This window comes from Streptomyces sp. NBC_01454 (assembly GCF_036227565.1).
GTDB lineage: Bacteria > Actinomycetota > Actinomycetes > Streptomycetales > Streptomycetaceae > Streptomyces.
Genome location: NZ_CP109460.1, coordinates 294853 through 306637, shown reverse-complemented (window position 1 = coordinate 306637; position 11785 = coordinate 294853). Strand labels below are relative to the sequence as shown.

Here is an 11785-nt window from a genome sequence, read left to right as displayed (position 1 = left end):
CGATGTGGGCCGTACGGGGCACCTGACAAGAACCAGCAGAGCGAAAGAATTGACGCTTGAGGGTAAAGAGTGCTTATGCTCGTTCCTCCTGCGTCCCTGGGAGCCCGCGTTGCTGAAGCCACTGCATCTGCTCACGCTGAAGGCCGTCGTCCGCACCGAATCGTTCGCCCTCGCCGCCCGCGACCTCGGCTACACCGCCTCCGCCATCTCGCAGCAGATCTCCGCCCTGGAGAAGGAGACCGGCCTGTCGCTGTTCGAGCGGGAGGCGCACGGGATCCGCCCCACGGCCGCGGCCCATCGCCTGGTCGATCTCAGCACCCATGTGCTGGCCGCCATGGACGAGCTGGACCACCAGGTTCACGAGCTCGCCACCGGCGCCACCGGCCGGCTGCGGCTGGGCAGCTTCCCCACGGCCGACGTCCGGCTCGTCCCCTCGGCCCTGTCCGCGCTCGTCGACACCCATCCGCGGGCGCAGATCCAGCTGGAGGAGGGCGAACCCGAAGAGCTCATCACCGCCCTCGGCCACGGCGATCTGGATGTGGCGCTGGTGTACGAGTACGGGCTCAGCCCCCGGCAGTGGCCGGACGGTCTGACCCGCCATCACCTGCTGCGCGAGGACCTGGTCCTGCTCCGGGCGCGCGGCAGCGGGCTGAGCGCGCAGCTGCCGCAGCTGTCCGGGGCCCGCTGGATCACCAGCCGCGAGGGCACCGCCGGGGCCCGGTCCTTCGTGCGGCTGTGCGCGGCCGCCGGGTTCGAGGCCGCCGTCGCCTTCCGCAGCAACAACTACGGCGTGGTGCGCGAGCTGGTGTCCGCGGGCCTCGGGGTGGCCGTGGTCCCGGCGCTCGGTCATGTCCCGGACGAGGGCATCGAAGCCACCCGGCTCACCCAGCGCTCCGCACACCGCACCGTGCTGGCACTGCACCGCGGCGAGAACAGCAATCCGCTGCTCACCACCATGATCGAGGCGCTGCGGCGCGCGGTCCCCACCGGGGAGCGGTATCTCCATCCGGCGCCGGCCGAGTGACCGGCCCGGCTCCCGGCTCCCCGGCGCGCGGGCGACCGGCCCGGACGACGCGCTCCGCCCCTCGCGGGGGAGGGGCGAAGCGGGGGCGCGGCCGTCACCCGGCGGCCACGGGCGGGGAGTCGTCGGTGTCGGGCATGTCGTCGGAGTCGGGCATCTCGTTCAGGGCGTCGAGGTCCACCGACCCGCCCGGCATGACCGTGCGGGTGCGGCGATAGCCGTACGTGGCGTAGATGACCAGCCCGACGACCAGCCAGCCGCCGAGCCGCACCCAGGTCTCCCACTGCAGGAACGACATCAGCCACACGGAGAACGCCATGCCCAGGACGGGCACCACCGGCATGCCCGGACAGCGGAAACCGCGCTTCAGGTCGGGCTTGCGGTAGCGCAGCACCAGCACCGACGCGGACACCACCACGAACGCCAACAGCACGCCGATATTGGTGAGTTCGGCCACCGCGTTGATGGGCAGCACCCCCGCCAGCACGGCGGAGACCCCACCGATCAGCCAGGTGGCGCGGTGCGGGACCTTGCGCTTGGGGTGGATGGCACCGAACCAGGCCGGCATCAGGCCGTCCCGGCTGAGTGCGTACCACAGGCGGGCGGCGCCCATCATGAAGGAGAACGTCACGGTGACGATGCCGATGACCGCGCCGACGGCGATCACATTGGCCAGCCCGCTCAGTCCCACGCTCCGGAAGGCGCTGGATATCCCGCTCTCCGGGTTGATCTCGGTGTAGTGCTGCATCCCGGTGAGCACGATGCAGACCAGCACGTAGAGCACCATGGAGACCGCCAGCGACAGCATCATCGCCTTCGGCAGCTTGCGCCGGGCCTCCAGCGACTCCTCCGCGGCGGTGCTCAGCGCGTCGTAACCGAAGACGGCGAAGAAGACCGTCGCCGCTCCGGTGAACGCCCCGCCGAGGCCGAACGGCGCGAAGGGGTGCAGATTGCCGGTCTTGACCTTGGTGAACCCGACCACGATCACCAGCAGCACGATGGCGATCTTGACGACGGTCAGCACCGTCTCCACCCGCGCCGAGGTACGGGTGCCCCGGGTCAGCAGCCAGGCCACCCCGAGACAGATCACGACCGCCAGCAGATCGACCCGGTGGCCGGCCCCGGTGCCGGGCGCGCCCAGGGCCCAGGCCGGCAGATGGATGCCGACGGCGTCCAGCAGAAATCCCAGATAGCCGGACATCCCGATCGCCACGACGGCGACGATCGCGGTGTACTCCAGGAGCAGGTCCCAGCCCACGATCCAGCCGACGATCTCCCCCAGGACCGCGGCGCAGTAGGTGTAGGACGAGCCCGCTTTCGGCACCATGCCGGCGAACTCGGCATAGGCGAACGCCGCACACAACGACGCGGCACCCGCCACCAGGAACGAGACGAGCACGGCGGGACCGGCGACATTGCGGGCGACGGCCGCGGCCAGGCTGAAGATGCCGGCCCCGATGATGGCACCGATGCCGATCATCGTGAGCTGGGTGAGGCCCAGGGTGCGCACCATGCGCTCCCCGCCGGTCTGTTCATGGGGCAGTGTGCGCCGGAAGATTCCCTGCGGACCTCTTCCCAGCAGGGCGGGAAGCGGAGATTTCGGGGTGTGATGGGGGGACATCGCTCGCTCCCTGTCAGCCAACGGCAACACGACGGGCTGCCGTCGTGGCGTGGGTCACCACTGGCCTGAAACCATCACTCACGATCGGCCCCGGCAACAGGGACCGCAGCGCGACAACTTGCGGGGCTGAGGCCAACGAGGGCTGGTGAACCGGCCCCGCAGGGCGAGTGGACGACCTCCTGCCGTGGCGGGTGCACCGGCCCGAGGGATCGCGGCAACTCGCCCTGGGGTCAGGTCCGTTGAGGGTGGCTAACCTGCGGTGTCGCGCCGGCTTCCCGACACCGCCCGCAGCACCTCCACCAGCGCCGCCACCGTCGGCCGGTGCTCGGCGGAGGACCGGAACAGTACGACGATGTGTCGCTCGATCCGCTCCCGCAGCCGTACGACATCGAGCCGCGACGCCCGCAGGCCCAGCATCAGATCCGTCACCGTGCTCACCCCGATACCCGCCTCGACGAGCGCCAGCGTGGCCGCCGTGTCCGTCACCTCGTGCCGCACCCGGGGCTCGACGCCGGCGCGCCGGCAGGCGGTGCGCACCGCCCGGCCGTAGTAGCTGTTGGGCGACGGCAGGATCCAGCCCAGATCCTGGGTGTCCGCCAGGGCGGCCACCTCGCGGCCGGCCAGCGATCCGGCCGGCACCGCCAGCGAGAACCGCTCGCGGTACAGCTGCCGCACCCGCACGGCGGGCTCACGCGGAATGGGCACGTCCGGGTAGTCCAGGCCGAGTGCCAGATCCACCGCACCGGAGGCGACGGCGTCCTGCACCTCGTCCACGTCCATATCGCGGCTGTGCACCGTCAGCCCGGGATGCACCCGCCGCACCTCCTGCAGGGCCGGCGGCAGGATCTCGGCGGCCGCCGTGGCGAACAGTCCGACCTGCAGCACCCCCGAGACCTCCTGCCGGGTGCGCTCCAGCGCCTCGACGGCCTCCGCCTCCGTGGACAGGATCCGCTCGGCGTGACACGCCAGCGTCCGGCCGGCATCGGTCAGCTCCACCCGCCGCCCGACCCGCCGCAGCAGCTCCATGCCGGCGGCCTTCTCCAGCGCGGCGATCTGCTGGGAGACCCCGCCGGGCGTGTATCCAAGGGCCTGAGCCGCCGCGGTGATCGTGCCGCGCCGGGTCAGCTCCACCAGGGACCGCAGCTGGGCACTCGTCCAATCCATATAGAGATCGTAATAGATCGGACGCACTAACTGTTCGTAGACGTCAACGGTTGGAGTGCTGCACGATGACGGGCAGCTAGCTGATCAGCTCTTCTTGCCAGCACCGACAGCCGGGCCGCGCGCCGACCTCCTCACGGCGCGGGGTCACGGCCTCCGGAAGGGATCGGCCTCTTGTCCATGTCGTCCAGGTCCTCCATCTCCCGCACCGTGCCGGCCACCGCCGATGTCGTGATCATCGGCGGCGGTGTGATGGGCACCAGCATCGCCTTCCACCTCGCCGAGGCCGGGGTGCGGCGCATCGTCGTCATCGAGCGCGACGAGCTGGGCAGCGGCAGCTCGGGCAAGCCCATCGGCGGCGTCCGGGCCCAGTTCTCCGACCCGCTCAACATCGCCCTGGGCAGCAGGAGTCTGCGCGCCTGGCAGAACTTCGGACAGCGGCCCGGCGCCGACATCCGGCTGGCCGAGGTCGGCTACCTCTTCCTGCTCACCAGCGCCGAGCAGGCCGCGGACTTCGAGACCGGCGTCCGGATCCAGAACGAGCTCGGCGTCCCCAGCCGCCTCATCGGCCCCCGCGAGGCACAGCGGCTCTGCCCCTACGTCAGCACCGACGGACTGGTGGCCGCCGCCTACTCCCCGGCCGACGGCCACGCCCGGCCCCGGCTGGCGGTCCGGGGCTATGCCCGCGCCGCCGCCCGCGCCGGCGTCGTCTTCGCCCCGCACACCGCCGTCACCGGCCTCGACACCACCGGCGACCGGGTCACGGCCGTTCACACCGACCACGGCCGGATCTCCTGCGCCACGGTCATCTGCGCCGCCGGCGCCTGGTCCGCGGCGATCGGCGACATGGCCGGGGTCCCCCTGCCGGTGCGCCCGGTCCGCCGCCAGCTCGCCTTCACCGCCCCCCTCACACCGCCCGCCCCCCGCATCCCCTTCACCATCGACTTCGCCTCGACGGCTTACTTCCACAACAGCGACGACGGGCTGCTGTTCGGCCTCGCCGACCCCGGCCAGGCCGAGGGCTTCGACACCACCTGGACACCGGACTGGCTCGCACTGTTCCGCGCCGCCGCACGGCACCGGGCCCCCGCCCTCGCGGACCTGGAGACCACCGGTGGCTGGGCCGGACTCTACGAGGTCACCCCCGACCGCAACGCGCTGATCGGACGCTCCGGCGCGGTGCCCAACTTCCTCTACGCCACCGGGTTTTCCGGCCACGGATTCCTGCAGGCCCCCGCGGTCGGCGAGATCATGCGCGACCTCCACCTGGAGCGCGCACCGTTCCTCGATGTGACGCCGTTCAGCGCCGACCGCTTCACGACCGGCGCCCCGATCCGCCCCGAAATCCATGTGGTGTGAATCCCCCGACGGAAGGACGACCTCCCGATGATCAGCCAGTGGCAACTGCGCGCCGCCTTCGCCCGGCGGCTCTCGGACATGTACGGGCGGGAAGTGCCCGCCTACACCACGCTCGTGGACGTCTCCCGCGAGGTCAACGAGGACGTGCTGCGCGCGCGGGGCGCCGACGCCGAGCGCCTGGGATCCATCGGCCGGGTCACCGCGGAACGCCACGGCGCCATCCGCGTCGGCACCCCCGCCGAACTCCAGCAGGTCGCCCGGATCTTCGGCGCCCTGGGCATGCACCCGGTCGGCTTCTACGACCTGCGGGAAGCCGCCGCCAGCGCGGTGCCCGTCGTGTCGACCGCCTTCCGCCCCGTTGACGGCGAGGAACTGGCCCGCAACCCCTTCCGCGTGTTCACCTCCCTGCTCACCCCCGCCGACCCCCGGTTCTTCGACGACGCACTCCGCGCCCGCCTGGAGAACTTCCTCGCCGAGCGCCGGCTCTTCCCCCCGGAGCTGCTGGCTCTCGCCGACCGCGCCGAGGCCGCCGGGGAACTGCCCGAAGCGGAAGCCGAACGCTTCCTCCAACTCGCCGTGCGGGCTTTTGAGTTGTCACCGGAGCCGGTGGACCAGGCGTGGTACGAAACCCTGGAGCGGGTCTCCGCCGTCGCCGCGGACATCGGGGGCGTGCGCAGCACCCACATCAACCACCTCACCCCGCGCGTGCTGGACATCGACGCGCTCTACCGGCGGATGACCGAGCGCGGCATCGAGATGATCGACACCATCCAGGGCCCGCCGCGCCGGCAGGGCCCCGACGTCCTGCTGCGTCAGACCTCCTTCCGCGCCCTCGCCGAGCCCCGGGCCCTGCGCACCCCGGACGGCGAGGTGGTCAGCGGGGCCCTGCGGGTGCGCTTCGGCGAGGTCGAGGCCCGCGGCATCGCGCTCACCCGCCAGGGCCGGGCCCGCTATGACGCGCTGCTCGCCCGCGTCGACGACGAAGTGGCCCGCCGTCCCGGGGACGACCGGGCCGCCATCGCCCGCGCCCTGTGGGCCGGGGAACTCCCCGACACCGAACAGGAACTGGCCACACAGGGCCTGGCGCACTTCACCTATCACGCCGTGCCCGGCCGGCCCCAGGACGGATCCCGGCCGCCCGCCGCCCTCCAGGACCTGGTGGCACAGGGCTGGGTACGCGCCGAACCCGTCGTCTACGAGGACTTCCTGCCCCGCTCCGCGGCCGGCATCTTCCAGTCCAACCTCAGCGACGAAGGCTCCAGGAACAACGACCAGCAGGGCACCGACTACGACAGCGACTGGCTCTCCGGCGTCCTCGGCCGCGACGTCCTGGACCCCTTCGACCTCTACGAGGAACAGCAGAACCAGTCCCTCGCCCAGGTCGCCCGAGACCTCGGGCTGGACCGGGCACCGCACTGAACCGCACGACCCGCCCTCCGCACCCTCCGCACCCCGAAGGAGCACCATGTCCCGCACGAACCTCCCCACCACCGAGGACCTGCGCACCCGCGCCCGCACCGGCCTCGCCCGCCTCGGCGTCACCGTCCCGGAAGGTGGCGACTTCCCCGCCCGCAGCCCCCTCACCGGCGAGGACCTCTTCGGCCTGCGGGCCGCCACCGCCGCCGACACCGAACAGGCCGTCGCCGACGCCCATGCGGCGTTCCTGACCTGGCGGACCACGCCGGCACCGCGCCGCGGGGAACTCGTACGGCGGCTGGGGGAGCTGCTCCGTGACCACCAGAGCGATCTGGCCGACCTCATCACCATCGAAGCGGGCAAGATCCGCTCCGAGGCGCTCGGTGAGGTCCAGGAAATGATCGACATCTGTGAGTTCGCCGTCGGCCTGTCCCGCCAGCTCTACGGCCGCACGATCGCCTCCGAGCGCCCCGGCCACCGTCTCGCCGAGACCTGGCACCCGCTCGGCGTGGTCGGCGTCATCTCCGCGTTCAACTTCCCCGCCGCGGTCTGGTCGTGGAACACCGCCATCGCCCTGGTCTGCGGTGACACCGTGGTCTGGAAGCCCTCCGAGCTGACCTCGCTGATCTCGCTCGCCTGCGACCGGCTGCTGGCCCGGGCCGCCGAGGAGGTCGGCGCCCCGCGCGAGGTGCACCGGCTGCTGCTCGGTGACCGCGCCGTCGGCGAGCAGCTCGTGGACGACCCCCGTGTCGCACTGGTCAGCGCCACCGGTTCGACCCGTATGGGACGCGAGGTCGGCCCCCGCGTCGCGGCCCGCTTCGGCCGCAGCCTGCTCGAACTCGGCGGCAACAACGCGGCCGTCGTCGCCCCCTCCGCGGACCTCGATCTCGCCGTGCAGGGCATCGTCTTCGCCGCGGCCGGCACCGCGGGCCAGCGCTGCACCACCCTGCGCCGGCTCATCGTGCACCGCGACATCGCCGACCCCCTCCTCGCCCGGCTCACCGCCGCCTACCAGAAGCTCCCCATCGGCGACCCCTTCGACGAGACCACCCTGGTCGGCCCCCTGATCTCTTCCCAGGCCCTGGAGGCCATGCAGGGTGCCCTGAGCCGGGTGCAGGCGGAGGGCGGCAAGGTCCTGGCCGGCGGCAACCGACGCCTCACCGACGCCGCGCCCCGGGCCGGTTACGTCGAACCGGCCCTCGTGCGCGTCGACGCACAGAGCGAGGTCGTCCGCGAGGAGACCTTCGCGCCCATCCTGTACGTGCTGACCTACGACACCCTCGACGAGGCCATCGCCCTGCACAACGACGTCCCCCAGGGCCTCTCGTCCAGCATCTTCACCCGTGACCAGCAGGAAGCCGAACTCTTCCTCTCCGCGGAGGGCTCCGACTGCGGAATCGCCAACGTCAACATCGGCACCTCCGGGGCCGAGATCGGCGGCGCCTTCGGCGGCGAAAAGGAAACCGGCGGCGGCCGCGAGTCCGGCTCCGACGCCTGGCGCGCCTACATGCGCTCGGCGACCAACACCATCAACTATTCGAGCCGACTGGCGCTCGCCCAGAACGTCAGCTTCCTCTAGCCGGTTCCGGCCGGCCCGTCTGTCGGCCGGTCCGCTGTGCCACAGACCGGCCTGGCCGTGCGGCTCGCCGGCCGGGGTCCCTTGTGCGGGCCCCGGCCGCGTGCTGTCGGCCGGGCAACTGCCTAGCCGAGCAGTCCCGGGAGGACGCGGCCCAGCAGGCGGGCGAAGACGGCGTCCCCGTCGGCGGGGCTGCCCGACGGGGGCGATCCGGCGGTGGCCAGTGCGGCGCGCAGGTGCGGATGGCGTCCCTCGGCGGAGACGGCGGCGAGGTGGGCCGCCAGCGCGGGCGGGGCCGTGGCGGTGAGCTCCTGGCGGGCGAAGAGGGTGACGAGGCCGCCGACGAGGCCGATCGCCTCCAGCTTCTGTTGGCTGGAGCCGGGCGCCCGGGCCAGTACGGCGAGGCAGTGGTCGAGGTAGTCGATCGCGTGCGGTCCGACCGGGCTGCCCTGCTGGGCGTAGAGGTCGAGCAGCCAAGGGTGGCGCGTGCAGGCGGCCTTGGACTGGAGGGCGAGGCCGACGAGGTCACCGATCCAGTCGCCGCTGGGCGCGGCCGTGAGGTCGATCTCTCCCACGACGGCGTCCGCCATCAGCTCCAGCAGGTCGTGACGGCCGGCCACATACCGGTAGAGCGAAGCGGGTCCGGTGCCCAGACGCTGCGCGAGCGCGCGCATCGACACGGCAGCCAGGCCCTCGGCGTCGGCCAACGCAAGGGCGGCGGTGGTGATCTGACGACGGCTCCGTTCGGGCGCGGGCCCGCGCGCGCCGCGCTCGGGGCGCGACCACACGGTGTGCCGGGACTCCGGATCGCTCACCCTGCCCGCCGCCTTTCGCTCTTCCCTTGCCACCTGCTCCTGGACCGGCCGGCCTGTAGTCTAATACTGCGAACGGTGATCGCAGTAATTCGGACTCATCGAGGGAGCCGGCATGACCTGGACCGCACGCAGCTTTGCCCGTAACGGCACCGTCGAGCTCGCCTACGACCGGTTCCAGGAGGGCGCGGAGGGTGAGCCGCTGCTGCTGCTCATGGGCCTGGCGGTGTCCCGGCACTGGTGGCCTCGGCAGCTGTGCGCGGCCTTCGCCGCCGCCGGCTTCTCCGTCGCGCGCTACGACCAGCGCGACGCGGGGGAGTCCACGCGCCTGGCGGGGACCGCCACTTCGGGCAACCCCTTCACGGCGCTGGCCGGCCGCCGCCGTACGGCGTACACCGCCGAGGACCTGGCCGACGACGCCATCGCGGTCATGGACGCGCTCGGCTGGAAGTCCGCCCACCTCTTCGGGCACTCGCTCGGGGGCCTGGTGGCGCAGCGCGTCGCGCTACGCCACCCGGACCGGGTCCGCACCCTCACCTCGTCCGCGGCACTGCCCAGCGACGTCGGCGGGCTGGGCGCGTTCCGCCATCTCCGCCTCGGCACCCTCGCCAAGTTCGCCCGGATCAAGCCCCCGCGCGGCCGGGAGGAAAGGATCGCTGCCGGGCTCGCGGTCGCGCGTCTGTGTGCGTCGCCCGGCTACCCCTTCGACGAGCCGGAGGCACTGGAGCGGATCACCGTCGACGTGGACACCGGCATCGCCGACGCCAAGGCCCAGTCCCGCCAGATCGGCGCCAAATGGCACGGTCCGCCCCTGGCGGAGCTGCGCGTCCCGGCGCTGGTGCTGCACGGCACCGACGACCCCCTGCTCAAGCCCTCCGCGGCCCGCGCCACCGCCGCGGCTCTCCGCGACGCACGCTTGGTCCTCCAACCGGGCGTAGGCCACGACCTCCCACGCGAGCGGCACCTCGCCGTGGCCGCCGAAGTACGGGCGTTGGCAGACCGGGCAGCACAAGCCGGTGCACCCAACCGGTCAGGGCAACCGCGGCGGCCCTGACCGGCCACAGCCGCTCATGAGCTAGACGATCAAGTCCGATGTGTTCAGTGGTCGAAGGCGATCAGGCCGTCGTCGGTCTTCACGCACAGTGCGGTCAGCAGGGTGTCCAGGCCGTTCGTTACGCAATGCATCTCGGATGCCCCGCTCGTGTTCCCCGACGCCGTCAGGCGGTTCCGCTGCTCGGGCCCTCCGCTCTTCCGAACTCCCGAGCGGCCAGGCCGAAGAGGAGACCGCCGACCAGGAACCAGGGATTCCACAGCACCAGCGTCCACAGCCGCTGTGCCGGGCTCACGTCTACCTCCTGGCCCGCTGCGCCCGTTAGCAGCAGCATCTCCACCGCGATGCCGCGCACCAACAGCACAGCGCAGACACACCAGCCCAGAGCCTTGACCACCCGTCCGGCCAGGCCACGGGGCTGTGGCCGGGCAGCGAGAAGCCATCCCAGCCCACCGCCGACAAGACACAGCACTCCCACACCCCACAAGCCCACCGCCACGAACCACGCGGGGCGTTCCTCGGCCAGGGGCCCCGCCGAGACACTCAGACCCCAGCTGCCGCCCAGCGCCCAATAGAAATGAAGCATGGCGAACGCGACCGCCCAGGCACCCGCGATCCGCCCCCACACCTCTGCCGTTGTCCTGTCCTGCCGCTCTTCCTGCATAGCGAGGAGCATGCCACTGCCGTGGCAGCACGCCACCACCGGCATGCTGAGAAACCAGCACGCCCACCACGCAGTTGGCCACCGCATGCGAGCGAACACATCGGACGTGATCGTCCAGACCTGACATGCAGTTGCCGCGCCCGCCGCTCTTCCCACCCCTCAGAGCTGTCCCGCAGTCGTCTGCGCGCTGCCTGGCATGATCGACGAGTGACCGGCGAACCCGGGCGGCAGCGCCGTAGGAAGCACGTACTGTTCGATGTCGATGGCACGTTGATCGACGCGGTGCGCAACCAGCGCCGGTTCCGGGGTACTTGGGCGGAGCGGTACGGGCTGGATGCGGACGAGGTCTACCAGGTGGCGCTGCGGACACGGCCGAGGGAGACGTTCACCCAGGTTGCCGCGGACCGGGATCCGCACGAGTGCCTGGCCATGCTGCACAAGCTGGAGGACGAGGACGTCCGGTCCGGCAGCTATGCCGCTTTCGACGGCGCCTCGGAGCTGCTGCACGGCCTGTCACCGGGCTCCTGGGCGCTCGTCACCTCGAACTACGAGCACCGGGTGCGCGGCCGTTTCCTGCGTACGGGCCTGCCGCTGCCGGACGTGATCGTGGACGCGGCCGCAGTCGAGGAGGGCAAGCCCTCTCCCGTGCCCTATGTGCGGGCCGCTGCGCGGCTGGGCGCCGAGCCCGGAGACTGTCTGGTCATCGAGGACGCCCCTTCCGGAGTGCGGTCCGGGCTGCGCGCGGGGATGACGGTGTGGGGTGTGAACGCCGCGGTCGCGGTGGAGGGCGTGCATCGCCACTTCGTCAGTCTGCGCGAGGCAGTCCCCCACATCCTGGCCTTCGTGTCCGGGCCCTACGGGGATGCCGCAGCCTGATCTCGTCCGTCGAGTCCGTCGAGACGGGGCAGCACCGGAACCGCGGGGCGCCCCCGCGCCGGCCGTGAGCCGGGGCGGGGGCCGTCGTCGTCCCGGGCCGCCGTCGTGGTGCCGGCCGGGGCCGGGGCGGATGCGAAGGGGCGACGAGTGCCCGGATATCGGGCGGCGTCTGACATTTTTCGACAAACACCGCTCTGTTCAGGGACATCCATTGACGCCGCAGGCGTC

Annotated in this window: 10 protein-coding genes; 6 read left to right on the top strand and 4 right to left on the bottom strand. The window is 72.0% G+C overall.

The features are described from left to right. Nucleotides 1–109: 109 nt before the first annotated feature. Nucleotides 110–1024: a LysR substrate-binding domain-containing protein gene (locus tag OIU81_RS00860; RefSeq protein WP_329142041.1), complete on the top strand. Its 915-nt coding sequence runs from the start codon at nucleotides 110–112 to the stop codon at nucleotides 1022–1024. Nucleotides 1025–1118: 94 nt separating this feature from the next. On the opposite strand, the gene OIU81_RS00855 is transcribed toward OIU81_RS00860, so the two are convergent. Both OIU81_RS00855 and OIU81_RS00850 read right to left on the bottom strand, forming a co-directional pair. Beyond that, the gene (locus OIU81_RS00855) at nucleotides 1119–2534 is read right to left on the bottom strand and encodes an amino acid permease (protein ID WP_329154777.1); all 1416 of its coding nucleotides are present in this window, start codon (nucleotides 2532–2534) and stop codon (nucleotides 1119–1121) included. Nucleotides 2535–2891: 357 nt separating this feature from the next. Continuing rightward, entirely contained in the window at nucleotides 2892–3806 is a 915-nt protein-coding gene (locus OIU81_RS00850; RefSeq protein ID WP_329142039.1) for a LysR family transcriptional regulator, read from the bottom strand. Nucleotides 3807–3983: 177 nt separating this feature from the next. On the opposite strand from OIU81_RS00850, the gene OIU81_RS00845 reads away from it, so the two are divergent. The 3 genes from OIU81_RS00845 to amaB are packed head-to-tail and all read left to right on the top strand — an operon-like array spanning nucleotide 3984 to nucleotide 8157. Further along, entirely contained in the window at nucleotides 3984–5162 is a 1179-nt protein-coding gene (locus OIU81_RS00845; protein WP_329142038.1) for an NAD(P)/FAD-dependent oxidoreductase, read from the top strand. 27 nt (nucleotides 5163–5189) lie between these two features. Then, a complete protein-coding gene (gene hglS / locus OIU81_RS00840; RefSeq protein ID WP_329142037.1) occupies nucleotides 5190–6581 on the top strand; it encodes a 2-oxoadipate dioxygenase/decarboxylase in 1392 nt (463 codons plus the stop codon). A 46-nt stretch (nucleotides 6582–6627) separates the two neighbouring features. Then, on the top strand, nucleotides 6628–8157 hold the full coding sequence (gene amaB, locus OIU81_RS00835) for an L-piperidine-6-carboxylate dehydrogenase (protein ID WP_329142035.1): 1530 nt from the start codon (nucleotides 6628–6630) through the stop codon (nucleotides 8155–8157). Between the two features lie 122 nt (nucleotides 8158–8279). On the opposite strand, the gene OIU81_RS00830 is transcribed toward amaB, so the two are convergent. Continuing rightward, complete coding sequence (locus OIU81_RS00830) at nucleotides 8280–8969, bottom strand: TetR family transcriptional regulator (RefSeq protein ID WP_329142033.1); 690 nt, start codon at nucleotides 8967–8969, stop codon at nucleotides 8280–8282. 112 nt (nucleotides 8970–9081) lie between these two features. Here OIU81_RS00830 and OIU81_RS00825 point away from each other — a divergent pair, with 112 nt between their 5' ends. Beyond that, complete coding sequence (locus tag OIU81_RS00825; protein WP_329142031.1) at nucleotides 9082–10020, top strand: alpha/beta fold hydrolase; 939 nt, start codon at nucleotides 9082–9084, stop codon at nucleotides 10018–10020. A 163-nt stretch (nucleotides 10021–10183) separates the two neighbouring features. Here OIU81_RS00825 and OIU81_RS00820 read toward each other — a convergent pair whose 3' ends face one another. Next, complete coding sequence (locus tag OIU81_RS00820) at nucleotides 10184–10693, bottom strand: DUF3995 domain-containing protein (RefSeq protein ID WP_329330641.1); 510 nt, start codon at nucleotides 10691–10693, stop codon at nucleotides 10184–10186. Between the two features lie 195 nt (nucleotides 10694–10888). On the opposite strand from OIU81_RS00820, the gene OIU81_RS00815 reads away from it, so the two are divergent. Beyond that, entirely contained in the window at nucleotides 10889–11557 is a 669-nt protein-coding gene (locus tag OIU81_RS00815; RefSeq protein ID WP_329142027.1) for an HAD family hydrolase, read from the top strand. Nucleotides 11558–11785: the final 228 nt, after the last annotated feature.